This is a genomic window from Myxococcus sp. AB056, assembly GCF_006547365.1.
Lineage (GTDB): Bacteria > Myxococcota > Myxococcia > Myxococcales > Myxococcaceae > Myxococcus > Myxococcus virescens.
On sequence record NZ_VHLB01000013.1, the window covers coordinates 62,317 to 85,804 of the forward strand.

Annotated in this window: 17 protein-coding genes; 7 read left to right on the top strand and 10 right to left on the bottom strand. The window is 67.9% G+C overall.

Translation table 11 applies throughout. The features are described from left to right. Positions 1-11: 11 nt before the first annotated feature. The 4 genes from FMP39_RS08635 to FMP39_RS08650 form a co-directional block, all read right to left on the bottom strand. Positions 12-1,226: an MFS transporter gene (locus FMP39_RS08635; RefSeq protein WP_141589482.1), complete on the bottom strand. Its 1,215-nt coding sequence runs from the start codon at positions 1,224-1,226 to the stop codon at positions 12-14. Between the two features lie 176 nt (positions 1,227-1,402). Beyond that, positions 1,403-2,053, bottom strand: a complete 651-nt coding sequence (locus FMP39_RS08640; protein WP_141589483.1) for a TetR/AcrR family transcriptional regulator — start codon at positions 2,051-2,053, stop codon at positions 1,403-1,405. Between the two features lie 17 nt (positions 2,054-2,070). Beyond that, positions 2,071-3,063, bottom strand: a complete 993-nt coding sequence (locus FMP39_RS08645) for an aromatic ring-hydroxylating dioxygenase subunit alpha (protein WP_141589484.1) — start codon at positions 3,061-3,063, stop codon at positions 2,071-2,073. A 102-nt stretch (positions 3,064-3,165) separates the two neighbouring features. Next, positions 3,166-3,771, bottom strand: coding sequence for a DUF4136 domain-containing protein (locus FMP39_RS08650; RefSeq protein WP_090491373.1), 606 nt, complete (start codon positions 3,769-3,771; stop codon positions 3,166-3,168). Between the two features lie 245 nt (positions 3,772-4,016). Between FMP39_RS08650 and FMP39_RS08655 the strand changes: the two genes are divergently transcribed. From FMP39_RS08655 to FMP39_RS08665, 3 genes are all read left to right on the top strand, one after another. Next, a complete protein-coding gene (locus FMP39_RS08655; RefSeq protein WP_141589485.1) occupies positions 4,017-6,161 on the top strand; it encodes a M13 family metallopeptidase in 2,145 nt (714 codons plus the stop codon). A 75-nt stretch (positions 6,162-6,236) separates the two neighbouring features. Further along, the gene (locus FMP39_RS08660) at positions 6,237-6,812 is read left to right on the top strand and encodes a GNAT family N-acetyltransferase (protein ID WP_141589486.1); all 576 of its coding nucleotides are present in this window, start codon (positions 6,237-6,239) and stop codon (positions 6,810-6,812) included. 164 nt (positions 6,813-6,976) lie between these two features. Next, positions 6,977-12,055, top strand: coding sequence for a tetratricopeptide repeat protein (locus tag FMP39_RS08665; protein ID WP_141589487.1), 5,079 nt, complete (start codon positions 6,977-6,979; stop codon positions 12,053-12,055). Between the two features lie 25 nt (positions 12,056-12,080). On the opposite strand, the gene FMP39_RS08670 is transcribed toward FMP39_RS08665, so the two are convergent. Beyond that, positions 12,081-12,821 carry a molybdopterin-binding protein gene (locus FMP39_RS08670; protein WP_141589488.1) on the bottom strand — a complete coding sequence of 247 codons (741 nt, stop codon included), beginning with the start codon at positions 12,819-12,821 and terminating at the stop codon, positions 12,081-12,083. 544 nt (positions 12,822-13,365) lie between these two features. Between FMP39_RS08670 and FMP39_RS37850 the strand changes: the two genes are divergently transcribed. Then, the gene (locus tag FMP39_RS37850; protein ID WP_228557809.1) at positions 13,366-13,908 is read left to right on the top strand and encodes a thrombospondin type 3 repeat-containing protein; all 543 of its coding nucleotides are present in this window, start codon (positions 13,366-13,368) and stop codon (positions 13,906-13,908) included. 460 nt (positions 13,909-14,368) lie between these two features. Then, positions 14,369-15,280: a hypothetical protein gene (locus FMP39_RS08685; RefSeq protein ID WP_141589489.1), complete on the top strand. Its 912-nt coding sequence runs from the start codon at positions 14,369-14,371 to the stop codon at positions 15,278-15,280. A 74-nt stretch (positions 15,281-15,354) separates the two neighbouring features. Here FMP39_RS08685 and FMP39_RS08690 read toward each other — a convergent pair whose 3' ends face one another. Beyond that, positions 15,355-16,188: a hypothetical protein gene (locus FMP39_RS08690; protein ID WP_228557810.1), complete on the bottom strand. Its 834-nt coding sequence runs from the start codon at positions 16,186-16,188 to the stop codon at positions 15,355-15,357. Between the two features lie 135 nt (positions 16,189-16,323). Next, positions 16,324-17,937, bottom strand: a complete 1,614-nt coding sequence (locus tag FMP39_RS08695) for a M20/M25/M40 family metallo-hydrolase (protein WP_194858301.1) — start codon at positions 17,935-17,937, stop codon at positions 16,324-16,326. A 783-nt stretch (positions 17,938-18,720) separates the two neighbouring features. Between FMP39_RS08695 and FMP39_RS08700 the strand changes: the two genes are divergently transcribed. Both FMP39_RS08700 and FMP39_RS08705 read left to right on the top strand, forming a co-directional pair. Continuing rightward, positions 18,721-19,257: an AAA family ATPase gene (locus FMP39_RS08700; protein ID WP_141589491.1), complete on the top strand. Its 537-nt coding sequence runs from the start codon at positions 18,721-18,723 to the stop codon at positions 19,255-19,257. Positions 19,258-19,367: 110 nt separating this feature from the next. Continuing rightward, a complete protein-coding gene (locus FMP39_RS08705; RefSeq protein ID WP_141589492.1) occupies positions 19,368-19,784 on the top strand; it encodes a hypothetical protein in 417 nt (138 codons plus the stop codon). 42 nt (positions 19,785-19,826) lie between these two features. Here FMP39_RS08705 and FMP39_RS08710 read toward each other — a convergent pair whose 3' ends face one another. The 3 genes from FMP39_RS08710 to FMP39_RS38665 are packed head-to-tail and all read right to left on the bottom strand — an operon-like array spanning position 19,827 to position 23,198. Then, positions 19,827-21,302, bottom strand: a complete 1,476-nt coding sequence (locus FMP39_RS08710) for a multicopper oxidase family protein (protein WP_141589493.1) — start codon at positions 21,300-21,302, stop codon at positions 19,827-19,829. Continuing rightward, positions 21,283-22,791, bottom strand: coding sequence for a TolC family protein (locus FMP39_RS08715; RefSeq protein ID WP_141589494.1), 1,509 nt, complete (start codon positions 22,789-22,791; stop codon positions 21,283-21,285). The genes FMP39_RS08710 and FMP39_RS08715 overlap by 20 nt, the downstream gene beginning before the upstream one ends. Beyond that, on the bottom strand, positions 22,788-23,198 hold the full coding sequence (locus FMP39_RS38665) for a heavy metal-binding domain-containing protein (RefSeq protein ID WP_368667059.1): 411 nt from the start codon (positions 23,196-23,198) through the stop codon (positions 22,788-22,790). Before FMP39_RS38665 ends, FMP39_RS08715 begins: the two co-directional genes overlap by 4 nt. Positions 23,199-23,488 lie beyond the last annotated feature (290 nt).

A 23,488-nucleotide genomic window follows, 5' to 3' on the forward strand; every position in this document is an offset into this window, starting at 1 on the left:
CGGCCGCGCGCTCAGACCTTCAAGCCCGACTGCGGCGGCGCGTCCGGTACGCGCCGCCGCAGGAGCGAAGCCCCCACCAACAGCGCGACGCCCGCCGCCACCGCCCCACTGGTGAAGGGCGCACCAGGCCCCAGCCGTGAGTAGAGGAAGCCGCTCCACACCGGCCCCACCACGCGCGCGAGCCCACCCGCCGACTGCACCACGCCCAGCACCCCGCCGCGCAGCTCGCGCCCCGCGAACCCGGAGGCCAGGCTGGCCATCAGCGGCTGCAACAGGCCCGTCCCCGAGCCCACCAGCACCATGGCCAGCACCAGCATGGCACCGTGGCCCGCGGCGGCGATGCACGTGAGCCCGGCCCCCATGCACGCGGCGCCCACCAGCACCAATGTCGTGTCCCGGACCCGGCGCGTCAGCCAGCCGATGACGAAGGCCTGAAGCACGAAGGTAACCAGGCCCATCAACGCGAAGAGCCGCCCGATCTCCTGTTCGCCCCAGCCGAAGCGCGCCTGGGCCAGCAGCCCCAGTGACACCTGGAGGTTCGTCATCCCGATGAACACCAGGAACGTCAACGCCAGCACCGCGCCCAGCCCGGGCCGGGCCAGGACGTCGGACAGCCGCACCCGGGGACGGTCTGGCGCTTCGTGCCGCTCCGCCTGCGGGCGGTGTGTCTCCGGAAAGAAGAAGAGCACGCCGAGCATCGCCGCCGCCGCCATCACCGCGCCCGCCAGCGGTGGCGCCCAGGCGCCATGCACATGGAGGAGGCTGCCAATGACGGGCCCCAGCACCATGCCCAGGCCAATGCCCGCGCCGACGAGCCCCATGCCCGCGGCCCGCCCACTCTCGTCCGTGACGTCCGCCACCGCCGCCTGACACGCCGCCAGGTTGCCCGCGGTGGCTCCCGCGAGCAGCCGCGACGCGAACAACCACGGCAGCCATTGGACGTGGGTGGAGTACGCGAACAGGGCCATGGAGATCGCGTTGCCCAGCAGGCTCAGCAGGATGACGGGGCGGCGCCCCACCCGGTCCGACAGCCGCCCCAGCACCGGCGAGGCGACGAGCTGCGCGAAGGAGAACAACGCCAGCAGCACACCCGCCGTCGTGGCCGTCCCGCCCATGGACTCCACGTAGAACGGCAGCAACGGGATGATGAGGCCGAAGCCCACCAGGTCCAGGAACACCGTGACGAAGACGAGCGCCCGTACCCGTCGCTGCACGTTCCGGGGCACGGCAGAAGTCCATGATGGCGGGGGCATGCGCCAGATGATTGACGGCCCCGCCCGCCAGGGGAACAGGTTTCGCATCCGGCGAATGGCCAGACTCAGCCGTTGCAGCCCCTACATCCCAGGCCCCCCCTCTGTACGCCGGGGGTCCTGCGCGAACCGGGCCTGCGCCTGCTTCCAGCTCAGCGCCGCTTCGCGGGAGGTGGGCCCACGGGCCTGGGGACCAGCAGGTCCTCGAAGAGGGAGAACACCTGCTCCGCCCCGCGTTGGAGCGCCGGTACTCCGCTGTGCGCCCACTGTTCGAGCAGCCACCCATCCGTGGCCTGTCCGATGCCCATGAGGGACGTCAGCAGCAGGGACTCCGGCACATCGCCGCGCACCGCGCCCAGCGCGCGCCCGTCCGCCAGGACGCGCTGGAACCACGACACCAGCGGCCCTTCGAAGCGCTGCCACGCCTCCTGGAGCTTCGGATGGGTGCGCGCCTGCGACATGCTCCGGAGAAGCCGGGCCGAGCGCTCGTCGTTCACGATGTGCGTCGTCAGCGCGAAGTACCGCTCACGCAGGGTGCGCCAGAAGCCGTCCGCGTCCGCGGGCCGCTGCCAGGCACCGAATCGCTGCGCCAGCGTGTCCAACGTGAGGGCCAGCACGGCGGCATAAAGGTCGTCCTTGCCCTCGAAGTAGTAGTACGCGACCCCCTTCGAGAAGCCCGCGCGCTCCAGGATGCGGTTGTAGGAGGCCCCATCGAAGCCGTGCTCCGCGAACTCCTCCGCGGCCACGGCGAGGAGTGTCTGTCTGCGCTCGGGGTCGAGCCTGCTGGCGCGGGGACGGGGCATTGGACGAAGCGCTTCTATCAGGACGCGCCAGGAGTGTCGCCGAGCGCCGCGCGATGCAGCTGATGCCACGCGACGATGGCGCGGTCCGCCCGGATGAGCGTGCCGTGGGTCAGCGCACCGGAGCGAGGCAGGCTGGAGCGGACCATCCGGTAGTCGTCCGGCTGGATGAAGCGGAACTCGAACGCAATCGCCAGCCGGGCAGCGAGCCACCGGAGCCCTGGCAGCCGGACGTATTGCTGGTGGAAGCGCGCCGCGATCCACGTGTGCTCGGTATCCACGGGCGTGCAGACGACGGCGGCGACCAGCCGGGGCGTGAAGCGCAGGTGGAGGACGCCCGGGTAGCCCACGTCGACGGCGAAACGAAACCCCGTCCCAGGCGGACGTGTCTCCTTGCGCAGCCAGCCGATGGTGCGAATGGCCCCCGCGTCCACGTGAACCTCATAGGGGTCCAACCGCGTGTAGCCCGGCGGGACATAGCGCCGGTGCGCGAAGGGAAAGTGATGGAGGTCCATCATCCCCTCCATGACCCGGGTGAAGCGTGCGTTCCAGACCTCCTCCACCGCGGCGCTGCTCGAATCAGGCTCCGGCGCGTCCGCGAGCCAGGGCAGCGCGGGAAGGGACGCGGGCGCCCTGCCCCCCAGCCATGCCCAGATGAACCCATGCGCCTCGCGCACCGGATGCATGCGCAGCGCGAGGCCTCGCGCGGGCTTCGCGTCATGCCCTTCACAGGGCATGGCCAGACAGGCGCCGCCACCGCCGTAACGGAAGCCGTGGTAGGGGCATTCGAGCGCCCCCTGCCGCACGCGTCCGAGCCCGAGGTCCGCGCCCCGGTGGGGACAGGCCGCATCCGCGCAGTGGGCCTCGCCCGCGGCGTCCCGCCAGAGCACGAGCCGCCGCCCCAGGCGCTGGATTCCCAAGGGCCGTCCCGTCCCGAGCGCCGGTGACCGCGCCACCGCGTACCAATGCGCCGCCCACTGCTCGGCGAGCTTCGAGCCTGTCGCCTCGTTCATCGAACACCCCGCCTAGACCGATGGTTGGACCACTGGTCTAATACTGGCGACCGACATGGGGGCTCGCAACCGAAAACGCGTGGGCGTGGCTACCCGGCCGGCTCAGGACGCTTCCGGGCGGGGCGGGAAGCGCGACAGCAGCTTGTGCACGGCGTCGTTGATCTTCTTCTGGAGTGCATCGGGCGACAGGTTGCGGTGGAGCTCCGCCTGGGCCGTGCCGCGCCAGACCAGCCGCTGCTCCCGGGCATCCACGCCATCGAGGATGAGCGTGCCCACGTCGTATTCGCGGACATAGGTGCGCGGGCCCCCCATGCCGTACGGATAGCCGTAGGGCCCGTAGAAGGAACTCCAAGGGCTCCAGTATGGACCCCAGGGGTAGCCATAGAAGGAGTCCACCGTGTCGACAGACACCTTGGTGTCGATGGCGCCCTGCCACCCCACGAGAAAGTCCGGGTCCTCGCTCATGTCCACCCTCTGGTAGCCACGAGCCTTCAGCTCCTGGTCCACCGCCATGCGCACGCGCACGTCGATGATGTCGTTGTAGACGCGGGCGTCCTTGCCCTGGGGCTGCGGCAGCCAGGCGTACCGGCGGAAGTCTTCGATGCGCTCGACGGCCGTGGGGTCATAGTTGGTGTTGACGCGGATGCCCGAGCAGGCCGCCAGCGCCAGCCCCAACAGCACGGGGGTGATTCGGAACAACAGCCGCATGGGAGCCTCCTGGATGTCGGGGCGCGGACACATCGCGGCCCCGGCTCCCTGCAAACCTAGGCGTCCGTCACACGCCCCTCGGGTACGGCCCGGCCGTTCGGCGGCTGTGGCGGAGCCGGTCCGGGCGAAAGGTCCGCCCGCTCGGGATGAAACCGCCGAATCCGTTGTTCGGTCCGCGCCTTCGCACGCCAGACCGTCTATATCCCCGGTTTTCGGCTCGCAGCCCTCTGTTTCAGGAGCAATCCTTGACACATCCCCATCGACGTTTCCCCGGCGCCAGGCATGTGCTGGTCTCCGCGTGCACCACTGCGCTGCTCACCTCCTGCGCGTCTTCCACCTCCGCGGAGAAAGCAGAACCGCCCGCGCCTGTCGCCACGGCGCCCGCCGAGGCGCCTGCGTCCAAGCCGAAGCCCACGTATGGGACCTTCGGCTTCGACACCCCGGGCATGGACCGCGACATCGTGCCGGGCAACGACTTCTACGGCTTCGCCAACGGCACCTGGGTGAAGCGGACAGAGATTCCGCCGGACCGCTCCAGCTACAACATGTTCACCACGCTGGCGGAGCAGGCGGACCAGCGCAACCGCGAGCTCATCGAGGCGCAGCGCCAGGCCCCCGAGGGCAGCGAAGCCCGGAAGGTGGGCGACATCTTCGCCAGCTTCATGGATGAGGCGGCCATCGAGGCCAAGGGCGTGGCGCCGCTCAAGCCGGAGCTGGAGCGCATCGCCGCCATCGGGCAGCGCAAGCAACTGGCCACGGTGCTGGGCGCCACCCTCCGCGCGGACGTGGACGCGCTCAACATGGGCGACGTCACCACGGACCGGCTCTTCGGCCTCTGGGTGGCCGAGGACCTGAACGAGCCGTCGCGTTACGCCCCCTACCTGCTGCAAGGCGGCCTGTGGCTGCCCGACCGGGACTACTACCTGGTCGACAACCCGCGCTTCACGGAGCTGCGCAAGAGCTACCAGGCGCACATCGCGGCCATGCTGAAGCTGGCTGGCTTCGATGACGTGGAGACCCGCGCGGGCCGCGTCTTCGCCCTGGAGCGGAAGATGGCCCAGGCGCACGTGTCGCAGGTCGACACGCGGGACATCTCCAAGGCGAACAACCCCTGGCCGCGCGCGGAGTTCGGGAAGCGCGCGCCCGGCCTCGCCTGGAAGGAGTTCTTCGACGCCGCGGGCCTGGGCACGCAGGAGCAGGTCATCGTCTGGCAGCCGAGCGCGCTGACGGCCCTGTCGAAGCTCGCCCAGAGCGAGCCCCTGCAGGCGTGGAAGGACTACCTGGCCTTCCACGCGGTGGCCCGCGCGGCCCCGTACCTGCCCAAGGCCTTCGTTGACGAGAGCTTCGCTTTCAACGGCAAGACGCTGAGCGGAACGCCCGCCCAGAAGGAGCGCTGGAAGCGTGGCGTGGACGCCACCAACCTCTCCATGGGCGAGGCGGTGGGCAAGCTCTACGTCGAGAAGTACTTCCCGCCGGAGGTGAAGGCGGAAGCGGAGGCCATGGTCCGCAACATCCTCACCGCGTTCGAGAAACGCATCGACGCGCTGACGTGGATGTCGCCCGAGACGCGGACCCGCGCCAAGGAGAAGGTGGGCACGCTCCAGGCAAGCATCGGTCACCCGGAGAAGTGGCGTGACTACTCGGGGCTCGACATCGTGGCCGGTGACGCCTACGGCAACGCCGAGCGCGCCGTCCGCTTCGAGTACCAGCGCAACGTCGCCAAGCTGGGCCAGCCCGTGGACCGGAAGGAGTGGTACATGGTCCCGCAGCTGGTGAACGCGCTGAACTCACCGCAGCAGAACTCCATCATCTTCCCGGCCGCCATCCTGCAGCCGCCCTTCTTCGACGCGAACGCGGACCCGGCCGTCAACTACGGCGGCATCGGCGCGGTCATCGGTCACGAGATCGTCCACAGCTTCGACGACGTGGGCGCCAAGTTCGACGCGCGCGGCAAGCTGGAGAACTGGTGGACGAAGGAGGACGAAGCGAAGTTCCAGGCTGCGGGGAAGGCCCTGGCGGCCCAGTACAACGAATACCGCCCGCTGCCGGACCTGTCTGTGAATGGCGAGCTGACGCTGGGTGAGAACATCGCGGACATGGCGGGGGTGGCGGTGTCCTATGACGCCTACCAGCTCTCCCTGGGCGGCAAGCCCGCGCCTGTCATCGACGGCTACACCGGTGACCAGCGCTTCTTCCTCGGCTTCGGTCAGGTGTGGCGCGCCAAGTACCGCGAGCCGTACCTGCGCCGCATCATCATGACGGACGGCCACGCGCCGGGCCCGTACCGCACCGCCACCGTGCGCAACCTCGATGCCTGGTATGGCGCGTTCGATGTCCAGCCCGGGCAGACGCTGTTCCTGTCTCCCGAGCAGCGCGTCCGCATCTGGTAGACGTCAGCAGAGCCGCATGACGCGGTCGTTCCCGCCAGTCGGATTCATTCGCGGCCGGCTGGCGGTTCGAATTCAATGCCAAACACAAAGGCGTCTGAAATGTCTCACCTGGCAAGCAATGGCCCCGTGATCGAAACACAGCGTCTCATCCTCCGGCCTCCCCGGACCGAGGACCTGGATGGCTTCGCGGCGCTGTCAGCCGACCCGGAGTCGGCGCGTTTCATCGGAGGGGTCCAGCCGCGCACGATGGCGTGGCGCAACCTGTGTGTGCTGGCGGGCTCGTGGTCGCTCCAGGGCTTCGCGATGTTCTCCGTGCTGGAGAAGTCCACGGGCGCGTGGGTGGGTCGAGCGGGCCCGTGGCAGCCGGAGGGCTGGCCGGGAACGGAGATTGGCTGGGGCCTGCTCCGCGAGTACTGGGGCCGGGGCTACGCCACGGAGGCGACGGCGGCGACCATGGACTGGGCCTTCGACCACCTCGGCTGGACCGACGTCATCCACTGCATCGCGCCGGAGAACACCCCGTCCCAGCAGGTCGCGCTCAGGCTGGGGTCGCGCGTGCTGGGAGAGGCACACCTGCCACCGCCGCTCGACACGATCCGCGTCGACCGCTGGGGGCAGAGCCGCGACGAGTGGCGCGCTCGGCGGAGGTAGGCGCCGCGTTGCTCCAAAGCAGGGTTTGCCTGTCTGTCCCCTGGGGTGGCTGGCACCCAAATCGTCAGGAAAGACGGGAAGTTGAGGGACCGCCCAAGCGCATGTTACGACCGGCGATGGCCAGTCTCTCCTCCCCCGTATTGGCCATTCGGAGCCGGCTTTCCATGAGCGAGCGCAACGACGTCCCGAGGACCACTGTTCCTGTGGCCCCCCTGCCTGTGTCTGGCGCGCCCGCGAGCCCGAATGCTCCGGTCACGGAGACGCAGGCCCAGGCCGCGACCACCGCTCCCTCGACTGCCGCCAACACCCGCGCCGAAGATGAAGCGCGCGAGCGCATCGCATCCCTGGAGCGCGAGGCCAAGGCCCTCAGCACCGCGGAGCCCCACACGGCGGCGCTGCTCTTCCACGAGGTGGGGCTGCTCTGGGAGGAGCCGCTCAAGAATCCGCGCAACGCCGCGGTGGCGTTCCAGAACGCGTACAAGCTGGCGCCGCGCTACCTCGTCAACATCCGCGCCGCCCGCCGGCTCTTCGCGGACGTGGGCAACTGGCAGATGGTGCTCCAGTTGATGGACGCGGAGCTGGCGGCCACCGACGACGCGCGCCATCAGGCCGCGCTGCTCTTCGAGAAGGGCATCATCCTCCAGGAGCGCCTGTCGCGGGACGAGGAGTCCGCCGCGTGCCTGAAGCAGTGCCTGGAGCGCCGGCCCACAGATGTCGTCGTCCTCACCCAGCTCGAGTCCGTCTACGCCGCGCGCAACGACGCACTTGCGCTGGTGGAGGTGTACCGGCTGATCGCCGCCACCGTGCAGCAGCCTTCGCTGCGCGCGCACTACCTCACCGCCGCGGGCCTGCTGCTGGAAGAGCGGCTGAAGCAGAAGGAAGGCGCCGCGGCCCTGTTCCGCGAGGCCTTCGCGCTGGACCGGTCGGACCTCCAGCTCCTGGCGGCCATGAAGCGGCTGGCCGAGCGCGAAGGCCGCGTGGATGAGCTGCTCGCCGCGCTGGGTGCGGAGGCGGCCGCGCTGGGCGCGCAGGCGGCGCCCGCGTACCTGCAGATTGCCAAGGTCTACGAGCGCAACGACCGCAAGGACGACGCGCTGGCCGCGCTGCTCGCCGCGCGGCAGGTGTCCCCCAACGAGCCGCTGGTGCTGAGCGAGCTGGCCGGCATCTACGAGACGCAAGGCCGCTTCGAGGAGCTGTCGGACGTGCTGCTGGCGCGCGTGGGCTCGCTCAACGACGAGAGCGAGCTGGTGGCCACCAACCTCCGGCTGGCGGCGCTGTACGAGGAGGTCCTCAAGCGCGAGTCGGACGCGGCGGCGCGGTATCAGGCCATTGTCGCCCGCATTCCCGGCCACGCGGCCGCGCTGGCGGGCCTGGGCAAGCTGTACTACCGCATGCAGGACTGGGAGCGGCTGGTCGCCGTCTTCGACGCGGAGGTCGCCGCCGCCGAGGATGCGAAGCAGAAGGCCGCGCGCATGTACAAGGCGGCCGAAATCCTGGAGGAGCGGCTGGGACGGCAGGAGGACGCCATCTCCCGCTACAACGCCTGCCTCCAGTTGCAGCCGGGCTACCTCCCCGCGCAGAAGGCCCTCACGCGCCTCTACGAGCGCCAGGGCCGCTTCGCGGAGCTGGTGGCGATGTACGAGCAGGACCTGCTCCAGACGAGCGACCGGGATCAGCTCATCACCACGTTGAACAAGATGGCGGTGGTGTACGAGGACCGCCTGGGTGACCTGGACCACGCCATCGAGTGCATGAAGCGCATCCTCGACCTTGCGTCGGACCACCTGCCCACCATCCGCAACCTCGCGCGGCTCTACGAGCGGGCCAGCCGCTTCCGCGAGCTGCTGGAGACGCACGACCTGGAGGCGTCGCTCGCGGGTGACACCAAGCAGGTGCTGTCGCTGCTGCACCGCAACGCGGAGATTCTCGACGAGAACCTCAAGGACCGCGCGGGCGCCATCTCCGCGTATGAGCGCGTGCTGGCGCTGTCCCCGTCCTACCTCCCCGCGCTCAAGGCGCTGGGCCGGCTGTACGCGCAGGATGGCCGATGGGAGAAGCTGGTGGACATGTACCGGGCGGAGTCGGAGAGCTCCGCCTCCACCGAGCAGGCCGCCGCGCTCATCTACAAGATTGGCGAGCTGTACGAGCAGCGGCTGAACCAGGACAACGAGGCCATCGCTTCGTACAACGAGGCGCTGATGCTGGCGCCCAGCTACTTCCCGGCGCTGCGCGCGCTGGCCCGCATCTACCGCGCGCAGGCCGCGTGGGAGAGCCTGGTGGAGGTGCTGCGCGCCGAAGCCGCCAACCGCACCGACCCGCTGGAGCGCGCCAACGCCCTCTACCAGGCGGCGGCCATCTGGGAGGAGCAGCTGCTTCGGCCCGAGCTGGCCATCGACACGTATCAAGAGGTGCTGCGCCTGACGCCGGCCCATGCCGCCACGCTTCGCGCGCTGGAGCGGCTGTACCTGGCGCAGGACAACGTGAAGGAGCTGGTCGGCATCCTGGACCGCGAGACGCAGGTGGGCAGCACGCCCGCGGCGAAGGTGACGGCGTACCTGAAGCTGGCGCGGCTGTACCTGGACCGCTTCCAGGAGCCCTCCCGCGCGGCCCAGTGCTGCGAGGCCGTGCTGGCGTTGGACGCCGGCAACCTCACCGCCCTCACGCTGCTGGAGCGCATCCGCGCCTCGGACCGGCCACGCCGCGCCGAGCTGCGCCAGCGCATCGCCGACCGGGTGAATGACCCGCGGCTGGCCATGGCCCTGCGGCTGTCCGCCGCGGTGGACCTGGACAAGAGCCCCGCCGAGGGCACGCTGGAGGCCTACAAGCGCGCGTTCGAGGCCGACCCGGGCGATGCGCGGCTGGCCTTCGTGCTGGAGCGCGGCCTGCGGCAGGCGGGTGACGCCGCGGGGCTGGCGCGCCTGTACACCATGCGGCTGGCATCCGCGCAGGACGCCGACGAGGCCCTGGAGATGCTGCTGCGCACCGCAGAGCTGGCGGACACGCGCTTCAACGACTTGGAGCGGGCGGCGGCGCTGTACCGGCAGGCCCTGGAGCTCCAGCCGCAGTGCCTGCCCGCGATGCAGGGAGCTCGCCGCGTGGCCTTGAAGCGGGGCGACTTCGCGGGAGCCCGCGCCGCCCTGGAGGCCGAGGCCCGGGTGTCGCGCGATCCGCGTGGCGCCATCGAGGCGCTCATCGGCGCGGCGAAGCTGGCCGTGGGCCGGCTGAATGACGCGGACGGCGCCACGGCGCTGTACCGGCAGGCGCTAGAGATGGATCCGCTGCACGCGGGCGCTCAGGCGGGCTTGGAGGAACTGCTGGCGCAGCGCGGTGGCTCCGCGGACCTGGCGGCCCTGCAGGAGCGGCGCGCCGAAGCGAAGCTTGCGCAACGGGACGGACTGGCGGCGGCCACGGCGTTCGTCAGCGCGGCGCGGCTGCACCACACCGCGCTGAATGACCGCGCGCGGGCGCTGGCCCTGCTGGAGAAGGCCCTGTCCGCGCAGCCGGGGCACCCGGAGGCGCTGGAGCTGCGTGGCGCGCTGCTGCTGGAGGCGCAGCAGTACCCCGAGGCCGCGGCCATGCTGAGCCAGCGCGTGCAGCTCGGCGGCGACCCGCGCGTCCTGGCGCAGTTCCACATGACGCTGGGGAACCTGTACGCGTCGCACCTCAATGACCCGAGCCGGGCCGCGGCGCACTACCAGACGGTGCTGGCCACCCTGCCCCGTCACCTGGAGGCGCTGGAGCGCCTGGCCGGACTCCACACGCAGGCGCGCAACTGGGCGGGCGCGGTGGACTGCCTGCACAAGCTGCTCCAGCAGGAGCTGCCGCCGGAGCCGCGGGCCCGCTTCACGCTGGAGCTGGCGCGCACGTATGACGAAGGGCTGGGCGACGCGGGCGCGGCCACCCCGCTCTACCGCCGCGCGCTGGAGCTGTCCCCGGGCAACCCCGCCCTGGTGGACCGGTTGGTGGTCCTCTACGAGCGCGCTCGGAACCTGCCGGAGCTGGCGCAGTTGCTGGAGGCCCAGGCCGCGGGCCAGTTGGCCGTGGAGCCCAAGCGCGCCGCGACGCTGCGGATGCGGGCCGCGGACCTGTACGCAGGCCCGCTGTCCGAGCCTGCTCGCGCCACCGCGCTGTACCGGCAGGTGGTGGACGGAGATGGCACGAACCTCCAGGCCCGCGCGGTGCTCGCGGAGCTGTACGCGAGGGACTCGTCATCGGTGCCGATGGCCATCGAGGAGCACCGGCAGATTCTCCGGCAGGACCCGACGCGGGTGGACAGCCTGCACGCGCTGTTCAAGCTCTGGGAGGGCCTGAAGCAGCTCGACAAGGCGTTCTGCGCGGCGGCGGCGCTGCACTTCCTGCGCTCCGCCAATGAGGTGGAGCTGGCCTTCTACATGGAGGCCCGCACGCGGCTGGCGCAGGAGGCGCGCGAGGCGCTGACGCAGACGGATGTGGACTCGGTGCTGATGCACCCGGGGGCCCGGGGCCCGCTGCTCGAGGTGCTGCGCGCGATGGGCGAGCACCTGGAGAAGGTGTACCCGCCCAACTTCGAAATCGTGGGCGTCAATCCGAAGGCGGACCGGCTCAAGCCGGACTCGGCCGTGTACAAGGCCATCCGCGCCGTGGCGCAGGTGTTCGGCGTGGAGACCTTCGAGGCCTACCAGGCGCGGCGCGGGCTGACGGTGCTGGAGACCACGGAGCCCATGTCGGTGTGCATTGGCCAGGACGTGGTGCGGCGCTTCAACGCGCGCGAGCAGAAGTTCCTCCTGGGCCGCGCGGCGCTGGGGCTGCTCAACAAGACCGCGGTGCTGGAGAAGCTGTCCCAGGGCGAGACGGCGGACCTCTTCGGCAGCGCTGTCCGCCTGCACGCGCCGCAGTTCAGCGCGCTGGGCCGGCGCAACGACGAGTCGGTGAAGCAGCTCAAGCGGGCCTTCCCGCGCAAGGCGCTCAAGGCGCTGGAGCTGCCGGCGATGTCGCTGGGCGACGCACAGAAGGTGGACCTGGCGCCCTGGCTGGAGGCCCTCGACTACTCGGCGGACCGCGCGGGCCTGCTGATGTGCGGCGATGTGGCGGTGGGCCTGGGCATGGTGCTGCGCGAGGACCCGAACTTCGCGGGTGCCCGGCTGGATACGCCCGAGCCCATGATCCAGGCCGTGCGCGAGGGTGAGCGCCTGCGCACGATTCTGGCCTGGACCTTCACGGACGACTTCTTCCGGCTGCGCCAGCGGCTGGGACTGGGGCTGTAGGCGCTTTCGGAAGGCGGCGGGAGCCCTACTCCCGCCGCACCACCGCGCCTTCCGGCAGGCCCGTGAGGATGCGCGTCAGGGCGTCATCCACGGGCCCGCGCTGGGCGGACTCCACCGTCACCTTCACGCGGTAGTCCTTGTCCGTGTCGAACTCCGGGTAGGAGCCGATGGCCACGTGCGGCATGTCGAGCGCCACCCGGTCCAGCACGGCGGCGATGTCGCTTTCACCCAGCCGAAGGTAGAGGCAGCTCACGGCCACGGGCGACCCGCTCAGCCGCGCGAGCACCGTCTCCAACTGCATCCGGAACAACTGCGGCACACCGGGCAGCAGGAAGATGTCATCCACCGTGAGCACGGGGAACCACATGTCTGCCTGGGGAAGCAGCACGGCGCCCTCCGGGGCATCGGCGAGCCGCAGTCCTTCCGCCGTCACCGGCCGCTCCTCGGTGGCACGGGACATGATGAGGTCCAGCATCTCCGGTAGCCGAACCACGTTCCGTCCCATGGCCAGGGCCACCGCGCGCACGGTGACGTCGTCATGGGTGGGGCCGATGCCGCCGCTGGTGAAGACGTACCGCGCCTTGCGCCGGGCCCGGGCCACTGCGTCCACGATGGCGTCCACGTCGTCGAGGACCGTCTCCACCGAGTGCAGCGGGATGCCCACCTCACGCAGGCGCTTGATGAGGTGCGGCCCGTTCAGGTCATGGACCTTCGCCGTCAAGACCTCGTTGCCGATGATGACTGCCGCTGCGCCGGTCCGCTCCATAAGGGGTGGGATTCTAGTCGAATCTTAGTGAGGAGGGTGCCACGTCTATACGCGCGCCATGCCATAAGCTTGCGGAGCCGAGAATCTACGCAACTCGGCGCTCGTACTGAGGTAGGCAGGTAAACAGGCATCATTCGAACTGCTATGGGAGTAGGTGCCGCCGCTCGCCCCATCGCAGTACATCCAAGGCAGGGGGGGCCAGCCGGACAGGCCAGCTCGAGCCTTCGCAGCGGCCCCATTCAACCAGCTGATGCAGTGCCAATGGCATGTCGCAGCGAGCCCGAGGATAGCACTCATGGTGCATCGAGACAGCCCGAGGGGCACGCGACACTCGAATCGCCCGTTCGTCGCCCACCCCCAATCGCGTCACTTCCTCCAATCCTGGCAGCGTGGGTTCGCACGCCATGCCTTGCTCAGCGCACTGACACCAATACTCATCAGTGGCGCCGCGTGTATCGGAAGCGGTGACGCGGTGGCCCATCCGGACAGCGGTTCGACCGCCCAATCACGCCCCCCACCGCTCGCCCGCCCCCCAGTTCGCTTCGTGCCAGAGGACGAAGCCCCCATCGACATCGAAAAGCTGAATCGACTCGACACGGACGGTGATGGCGTTCCCGATGGAGAGGATAATTGTCCTAACGTTCCCAACAGCACCCAAGGCGATGAGGACGGAGATGGCTTTGGCGACGACTGTGAGCCCCAACCGCTCCGCGTGGATACCGCCACAGTCCTGAGTGTCGCCCCCTCACCCGCTCGACTGAATCAACCGCTCACCCTGACAATGGTCGTCAGCAATTCGGGCTCGGAGGACGCCCTCTTCATTGCGGCAGCGATTGCACTCCCTCGCTCGCTCGACTTCGTCGAGATAGCCGCCAGCCAGGGCTCTTGCACTCACAGCAAGCAGAGCAGCATCCTCTGCAAGCTCGGCACGCTCTCTCCGGAACAGAGCATCACAGTGACCGTCAAGTGCGTCCCACGCCAGTCGGGAAAGCTGACCATCAGGGGATTCGCCCAGACCGAAGCCCTGGACCGCGATGCCGATAGCAGCAACGACACCTCCTCCACCATTCTGACCATTTTACCCTGAGTCCCTCGTTGACAAAGCGATGTACTCACTTCTCACCTGTCGCATGTTGCGCAGCTTGAAGGGCGCGCCCTTGGCGGAGCAATAGGCCCACCTGCGCCGCCTCCTCTCAGCCCTGGTCGTGACGCGCCGCAAGATCGACTGCAACGGCATTAACATTTACCTCGCCAACGACGTTCCCCAGGCAGACGCCGACAACTTCACCAACGAGACCAAGGACCGCTCGGCCACCGCCTTCAAGGATTCTCCTCCAGCACCAAGACGTTGTGCTTCCCAGCACTCGCAAATGCAGCTGCATAGAATCGATTGCAAGTGCGCTCACATACCACATTCGGATTCGAGCTGAATGCTCCACCAATTGGCTCAGCGAGTGCGCCTCCGCCCCTCTCTCGGCAGACAGGACCACGCTTGGCGGCTACTCTCGGGTTTCGGAGAATCACAGAGCAACCGACCATGAGGGGACATGAAGCGGATTTGGAACGTCTATTTAGCACTCATCATGGCCGCATATACAGGCGGCTGCTCGGAGTCGGTACCACGGGCGGAGCACGAAGCGCTCAAAGCGAAGTTGCAGAGGGTCGAGCGGGAACTGGACGAACTCAAGAACGGCCCCGACCGGCTCCTCAGGCAGGCGAATAGCTTTCTCATTGACGGGAAATACGCGGAGGCTCGCGATGCTGCTCGAAATCTCGTGGACCGGCATGCGGCTTCAGCGCAGGCGGCCGAAGCCAAGGCGTTGCTAGCTGTGGCCGATCAGAAGTACGCCGAGGCCGAGGAGAAGAAGCAACGCGACGCACAGGAAGCAGAAGACCAACGCGCCCGCGATGCTCGCGATGCAGCAGAAAAGCAACAGCGCGAGGCCAACGCAGCCCGTAGGCGTGAGGAAAAGCAGATTGCGGATGCCGTGCGGGCACTTCGCAAAAGCGACGACGACGTAAGAGGCATCACGTTCTTTGAACACAAAGACTCAGCTCGTCATCTTTTCTCCAGAAGCGAGATTCACGCATACTTCGCCGTCGCGAAGGACTCGGCCCCCTCCCTTCGCATGCGCATCCAATACAAATCAGACGATTGGCTCTTCATTGAGAGATACATCATCAAGGCTGATGACCGAACGTTCCGGATTGATCCAAATTTCGGAGCCATTGAGCGCGACCACGGCAGCGGCACTATTTGGGAGTGGTACGACGTGCCGGTTCGTGACTCTGAGCGCGAGATTCTCAACACCCTCGCGCACGCGAAGAAAGTCACACTTCGACACGAAGGAAAGCAGTATTACAAGGACAGGATTATCTCACCAGCAGAGCGTAAGCGCATTGCAGAAGTGCTGACCGCATATGAAGCAATCCTCGCGTCGAAAACAACCCCGAGGTGAGAGTCGGACTCCCGCCGAACACGGCCCCGGTCAATCCACTCCGATAGCAGCCCCTCCACCGCGTGCGACGGCACTCACTGAACGCGCTTGAGGTACGCGCCCGGTGCGCACGGCCGCAGCCGCCTGAGCGCAGCCTCGGCGCCCTGGCGTGTCGGCAGGAAGCTGGCCACCACCCACTTGTCCCGGGTGAGCCGCGCGAAGTCGTTGGTGTCCACCATGAGCAGCGTCGAGCCCTTGCAGTCCGCTTCCAGCTGCGCCTCGGCCGCGCGGGCCGCCGGCGCCGAGTCCTCCGTACGGAGGATGACGGCCCAGGCTTCGGCAGGCCGCTCCACCACCTTCTTCCGTCCCACGTCCCAGCGCAGCTCGGAGAGGGCCCAGCTGTCCGCCACGTCTCCCACGCCGATGTCGAGTGTGCGTGAGAAGAGGAGCCGGCCGTCCTGGACCTCCACGCTGGAGGAGGTGGGGCCCTGCCCCTCGGCCCCCTCCCAGGCCCGCGTCACGCCCTTCGCGTCCGCGAGGAACAGGGCATGCTGGCGGTGCACATGTTCGTAGCCGGCCGCGTGGGTGATGAGAAGCGCCGTCGGCCCTCCTCGGAGGTCCACGGCCCGGAGACGGAGGGCCCAGGAGGTCGACTCATCACCGCCGGTCCAACTCCATCCAGGCGCCGTGGCTTTCGCCACGTCGCACGTGAGCGCATCATACGGCTCGGACAGTGTCGCCGTGCGCTTCGCGTCGCCGCGACGAACGCGCAGCGCGCGCTGGCCCTCCTTGCAAGGCATCGCCACGGCCTCGATGCGCGGGTCGCTTCCCGCTGAACCCAGCACCTGCTCCTGGGCGCTCTCTGGCGCGGCTCCGGTGAATAGCACGGCGGTGGCGAGGACGAAGACGGCGCCCGAGCGTCGGCGCATGAGATTGGGACTATGGGGCATCGACGTCCGAGCCTCGGCGAAAAGCACGTCACAGAGTCTGCACGGACTCCTCTCTTTGCAGAAGGGGGGCCGACCAGGGAGTGGTCGTCGCACCATCAGTGCTCCTCCGCACGGTCATGGCACCCGTTGACGAGCCTCCTCCACCGGCGTTGAAGCGAACCTCCGGAAGAAGCTGTTGTCGTGCCAACGCGGGCGCTCGGGGGTGTTTGCCACGGTGAGGGTGAGGTCCGAAAGCAACCGAACGAACTTCGCCGCTGCCTCCCGGTCCATCGGCTGGCGCAGGTCATCGGAGGGTGCGTGGTAGTGCCGGGTGTGCCAGGCCTTCATCGTGCGCTCTTCGGGAGAGCCCGGCGCATGGCCGAACTTGAAGAACAGGGCGGGCACGCCCTTCCGGATGAAGGCGTACTGGTCGCTGCGGATGAACAGCATGCGGTTGGGCTCGGGGTCAGGGACCAGCGTCACCCCATGGGCCGTGGCCACCTGCTGGAGCGGCGCCTTCAGGGAGGACTCCTCCTGCCCCAGGGCCAAGAGGTGGCGGAGTGGGAACAGCGGAAGGAACATGTCCATGTTGAAGTTGGCGACGATGGAGGACAGAGGCACCGTCGGCCTCGCCGCGAAGTATCGGGCCCCCAAGAGCCCCTTTTCCTCTCCCGTCACCAGCAGGAAGAGCACGGAGCGCTTCGGCTTCAGTGCCTGGAGGGTCCGTGCCATCTCCAGCACCGCGGCCACTCCCGTCGCATTGTCCATGGCGCCGTTGTAGATGGCGTCGCCCTTCACCGGCACCCCGACGCCGATGTGGTCCAGGTGGGCGGTGAGCACGACGTATTCCTTCGCCAACGTGGCATCACTGCCGGGCAGCACGCCCACGACGTTGGCGGACTTCACCGGAGATTCCTTCCACTCGGCCCGCGCCTCGAGCCGGGTGGGCAGCTCGAAGCGTGGCAGCGGCCGGTTCGCATCCGCCATCGCCAGCACCTCCTTGAAGGAGTGCCGCGCGCCGGCGAAAAGCTTCTCAGCGTGGCGGGAGTTGAAGATGACACCCACCTTCAGGCCCTGATTCTCGACCAGTGACGGGTCGGCGAAGGACATGGCCGGCTCCAACCGCGACGTGGCGATACGCGCCCAGGGCAGCTCCTCGTTTTTCGGATTCCACAACACCACGACCCCCACCACGCCTGCCTTCCGGAGCACCTTGATCCGCTCCTCGAGCGAGCTGTGGTGGGCCCGGAGCGCACCGGGGATGTGGTCGGGCCCGCCGTAGAGGATGACGACCACCTTCCCTTGGAGGTCCAGCCCCGCGAAGTCGTCATGTCCCGCCTCGGGAATCGAAAGGCCGTGCCCCACGAACACCAACGGTGCATCCACCTGCCCCGATTCCCCCAGGTAGGAGGCAATGATGGCATCGCGGCCGATGACCAGCGGCATGCGCCGGCCCCCCCGCACGAGGGCCAGCCGCGAGCTCGCATCCACCAGTCGCCGCGAGACCAGCTCCACCGCCTGAGCGTAGTCATCCCCCGCGCCCGGCTTGATTCCCATCGCGGAGAGCTGCTCCGCCACGTAGGTCGCGGCCTTCCTATAGCCCTCGCTGCCCGTCTCCCGCCCCTCCAGCGCGTCGTCCGCGAGCACGCGAACGTGCCCCCACCAGCGCTCGGCTTCTGGAGACGCGGTGGCGGAAGCCATCGCGGGAAGGAGGACGAGCAGCACCAATGGCAACGGGTGGCGGAACATAGGAGCACTCCATGGCAATGGCCTGCATCGACTACGCCTGACGGGCGTCGCGATTGCCTCGGCCCGGGAGCTTCATCGGCAGGCGCACTCCCAGACGATGCATCATCGGCCAACTCCTCACGGGCGATCCCACTCTCCGCCGAAGCAATAGGAGTCGCGGAGAGAACAGACACGTCAAAGCAGAGGGCTGACACGTCATTTCCCAGGCGAAGCCGGCCTCCTGGCCAGGGGCGAGTGAGAAATTCCCTCAGGTTGTGGTGCTCGCACCTCCCCTGCACTTCCGGCGAGTGGGCACGCGGGCCGAAGCCCGGGACGCCCATATCCCACTCAGTATTCCTGAGTGGGTCCCACAACGCCGCAGAGGCCCCCTATGTCATCCACCACCCTTCCCCTCAATCTCTGTCAGAAGGCCTTCCTCCCACGGCTCCAATCCCATCACGACCGAAGCACAATTCTGGGACGAAGTCGGGTACCAGCACCTGGGGGCCTATCAAATCCTCTTCGGTGTCCAATCGCTGGTTTCCGAAGGCTCCCGGTCCGCACTCCAGAAGATGTTCAAGGGGTGGCTGGGCTCCCTCTCGCGAATGCCCACCCAGAGCGTGAGTCGCGCCGCGGCTGCGCGCTGACGAGCCCCACAGCGAAACTGCGCCGGGGAGGAGCCGTCACATCGGCGGCTTCCTCCCCGGAGGTGGAGCGCACCTGTCGAAGCAAGCGGCCTGATTGCGACCGACCTGGTGTCTCGACAATCTGGTGCGGTACATACCCGCCAATTCGAAGGAGACCATGACCGTTCATCTTCATGTCATCACAGGCGGCCCCGGTTCCGGAAAAAGCAGTCTCATCGAGGCGCTGGCGGCGGAAGGACTCGCGCACATACCCGAAGCGGGCCGTGCCATCATTCAGCATCAGGTCGCAATCGGCGGCCATGCCCTCCCTTGGGCTGATCGGGCGGCCTTCGCCGAGCTGATGCTTGGATGGGAGATGCGAACCCACAAGGAGGCCTGCGAACGACACCGTCCTGTCATCCTGGATCGCGGCGTTCCCGACGTCATCGGATACCTTCGGGTATGTGGTCTTCCAGTGCCGCCACATCTCTGGAAGGCCGCGGAGCTGTTTCGCTACAATCGACGTGTCTTCATCGCGCCGCATTGGCCCGAAATCTTCGCGCAGGATGCCGAGCGCAAACAGACCCCCGACGAAGCGAAGGCGACCTATCGTTCGATGGTAGAGGTCTACACGAGCCTTGGCTACGAACTGCTCCCCCTTCCCCAGGCATCGCTCCCGGAGCGGGTGCGATTCGTGCGCTCGAATATCGAGTAGGCCACGCGTGCTGTCTCAACCTGGGGGCGGCAAGAAACAGGTTGACGCACAATTTCCCCCCGAGAATACTCGGAGTAACAATCAGGCATCTCTACGATAAGGACGACACCATGGGACTCGCCGAGCGTCGGCGCATCGCCGCCATCAAAGACTCACACACCGCTCGATTTCAGTCGGAACTCAACGCGGCGATTGGATTCGAACTGCCGTTTGAGATCGACACGGCGAGCTTCCCTGAGGACAAGACGATCCTCGACTGCTACGACAGCTACTACGAGTCATATGGCCCGGGCCTCGTCGTCAATGTGATGAAGGAAATCTGCAAGGATGACATGGGCCGTGAGGCCGTCAGAGCCAAGTTCAACAGGATTGTTTTCCTGAATGTCGCCAAGAGTGCCGACGACCCGGGCACGAAGAGCATTGAAATCAAAGACCAAACCCTCTTCGTGCGCGAGAGCTTCTACGGCTACTCAGACCAGCTTTATGGCGACTCTGAACTTCAGTCGGACCTCGAGGCGATGCTCTAGCCGCACCCGGGCGCACGGGAGGTCTCGAGCGTTGGGCTCGAGTCAGGCCGGTGCGCCGGGATCGACCAGGGCCGGGGCATTCACGTCGATACCGTCCCGGCGCAGCTCGTCCGAGGTGGCCGCCACCGCCAGCGTGCCGGGCGGGTTGTCGTACCAACCAGGGTCCGCGTAGCTCTCCAACCGTTCGCGAACCTTGAGCACGGTGAACATGCCTCCCGCCGTGATGTAATCGTGCTTGCCCTGGGCCCCCAGCATGGGAATGGAGTTGGGCGGAACGGGCATCCCCATCTCGCCCATCTCCGCCATCCCCGTCTGGCCCATCGTCATGTAGCCCGGTAGCAGCGTGCGGACCCTCGCGTCCAGGCTCCCCGACTTCACGCCAATCATGTTGGGGAACTCATGGCCCATCTGATTCATCATGTGGTGCGTCATGTGACAGTGCATGGCCCAGTCCCCGGGCGCGTCCGCGACGAACTCGATGACGCGTGTGCTGCCCACGGGGACGAGCACCGTTCCCTCCGGCTGCTGCGCTGACTCGGGGACGCGCCCGCCATCCGTCTCGGTGATACGGAAGTGGAAGCCGTGCAGGTGGATGGGGTGATGGTTCTGCGGGCTCAGGTTGCCCAGCCGGATGCGCACCCGCTCGCCCTGACGCACCACGAGCGGCTCCGTGCCCGGGAACGCCTTCGCGTTCATGGTGAGCACGTTGAAGTCCGTCATCTCATTCGGATTGGGCCGCTCCGTGCCGGCATCGATGCGCCATTCATGCAGGAGGATGACGAAGTCCCTGTCGACGCGGGGCCCCACGGGTCGGCGCGGGTGGATGATGAACATGCCCGTCATCCCGAGACCAATCTGCGTCATCTCGTCATGGTGCGAGTGGTACATGTTCGTACTCGCCTGGCGCAGGGTGAACTCGTACCGAAACGTCTCGCCCGGAGCGATGGACTTCTGGCTGAGGCCGCCCACGCCATCCATACCGCTGGGGAGCAAGAGTCCGTGCCAGTGAACAGTGGTGGCCGCGGGGAGCCGGTTCGTGACGTAGATGCGCACCCGGTCCCCCTCCACCGCTTCGATGGTGGGCCCGTGGACTCGACCGTTGTAGCCCCAGCAGAAGGCCTTCAGTCCCGGGGCAAACTCATGCTCCACCTCCTCGGCCACCAGGTGGAAGACCTTCACGGTGTCCACGACCTTCCATGGCAGCTTGGAGCCATTGGGCACCACCACGGGCCGGTAGTCCCGGTCGGGCATTCCGGGGCGCAGCCAGTCCTGCCGCGCATACCGCTGGCCGGGGGCAGCCGCGGAGCCCTCGCGAGGCGCGCGTGCTCCTGGGACGGATGACTGGGCGCGCGCCGCGGAGCCACTCAGCAGCAGCGAGCCTCCCGTGAGCGTGGCTCCCGCCGTGACAAGCATGCTCCGCCGCGTCAGCGTTCCCTCGGCTTCAATCGCCGGAGCGTTTCCAGGGGCGTCATCCTCACGGCCCGGTGCGCGCTCGGTTTCAGTCGTGCGGGTGCTCATGGGGGCTCTCCGTGCCATGGGTGACGTCCTGTCCGTGCCCGGAGGGTGTCCCGGGTTGTGCTGGCTGCGCGGGTGGGCCGGGCGGCCCGGGTGGTACGTCTTGGGAAGGCTGCGAGGGCGATGGCGTGGGTGCCGCGCTGCCCTCCCGCAGCCGGCCACCCACGAGTTGCTCGAGGTCGGCCCGCGCCATCCAGTAGTCGCGGACGGCCTCGATGTAGCCCTGATACGCCTCCACCTGTTCGCGCTTGGCGGAGAGCAGTTGAAAGAGACCTATCTGCATGGCGTTGTACTGGAGCTGCGACTGCTCGACGACCTTCTCACGCAGGGGCAACACCACTCGCCGGTAACGGTCGGCCACCAGGCGAAGCGCCAGCAGGCGGGCGCGGGCGGCGCGCACTTCCGAGCGGGTGTTGACGGACAGCTCCATCAGCCGCCGCTCACCCTGGCGGTGCTGCGCTTCCAGCCGGGCGATGAGGGCCTGGCGCTGGTCGAAGATGGGCAACTCCAGAGACAGGGTCGGGCCAAAGAGCCTGGGGCCGTCCGCGTCCCGGTGCTCGTGAACGCCCACGTCCACGCGCCCGAAGAAGCGAGTACTCCGCGCGAGCTCCAGCGCATTCCAGAGCAGCATGACCTGCTTTCGGGCCGCGTCGATGTCCAGCCGTTGACGGATGGCGAGCGACTCCAGGTGCGCCAGCGAGACCTCCTGGTCAGGCAACGGCGGGAGCTTCTCGGAGAGAGTCCATTGCGTACGTGGCCCCCACAGCCCCATGAGGCGGTTGAGGTGCTCTCGGGCCTCCACCAAGGCGAGCTCACTCTCCGCCAGCTCGAGCCGGGCTCCCTCGGCGGCGGCCTGTTCACTCGCAAGCTCCAGCTCGGTGATGTTGCCCGCTGCGCGTAGCCCGGCGGAGAGGTCCGCCGCCGCCACGGCCGCCTGAAGCGCCATGCGGCGCAGCTCCATGAGCTGTTGGAGGGCCTGCACCTCGCTGAAGGCCTTGCGCACCTTGGCCGCTGTGGCCAGCGCTTCGTGCGCCACCCGTAGCGTGTCCGCCATGAACTGCTCCCGGGCGACGCGCTTGCGCAGGGGCAGCGTGAAGAGATCCACGAAGTTCTGCACCAGCGAGACCTCGTGCTCTGACGCGCCACGCCCGGAAATGGGAAAGCCGATGCTCCCGTCCAAAGTCGGGTTCGAGAGCAGCCCGGCCTGAACCATGTCGGCCTGCGAGACGCCCAGGTCCTCGTAGGTGGCCTGGAGCGCCGGATTGTTGAGCAGGGCCACCTCCACCGAATGGTCCGAGGTGAGGTCCTCCTTCAGGAGCGCGTCGAGATGACGCGCGACCTCGGCGTCCTCTGGGGTGCCCTGGTTCCAGCGCGTCTTGCGGCCCAGTCGCTCCTCGACGAGCGCCGCAACCTCCGCGTGGCCTCGCTCCTTCTGGATGGACGCGCAACCTCCTGCGAGCAACGCCGCGCCCACGAGCAAAGACCGCCTCACGGATGCCCTCCGTGCCCGGGAGCGTGGTCATGGTCGGCCGGTGCAGCGCCGGGCGCCCCTGCGTCCCCTGCCTTCGTGTCTCCAGGCTTCTCCGGAACCAGCTCCATACCGCACTTCGGGCACCTTCCTGGCTTGCTGGACTGCACTTCGGGGTGCATTGGGCACGTGTAGACGACAACGCCTCCATCCGAGGATGCACCGTGATGGGAGTGCCCCATCTCTCCTTGCGACATGTCAGGCGCAGGCACTTCCGGAGTGGAGGCCGCGAACGCGGTCAACTGGGGCGCAGGCGGGGCCTCGGGCGCATCTGGATTCGATGGGTCCATGGAGGCGGGCAGCCTCTTCGGCTCGGAGACACAGGCAACGAAGGAAACGATGCTCGCCAGCAGCCATCGGTTTCGGCACATGGGGACCTCGAACGAGGTTCCGTACCACCCGCATCCGCTCGGCAAAAGCCACCGATGAAGCACTGACGCTCCGGGACATTGGAACTGTCAGGAATACGCAGCTTGGTCCCAGAACACGAAGCACGATGCTCAAAAACCAAGGTTGCCTCGTCTGGAGTTGCCCCCGCCACGGCCTTGAGGCCGGACGTGACACGAGAACGGGGCCGGAAACCGCTGAGCGCTCAGCGGTCTCCAGCCCCGTTGCTTTCAGCACCCAGCCTGCGCGCGCTCGCGAAGGAGGGAGCGAACCT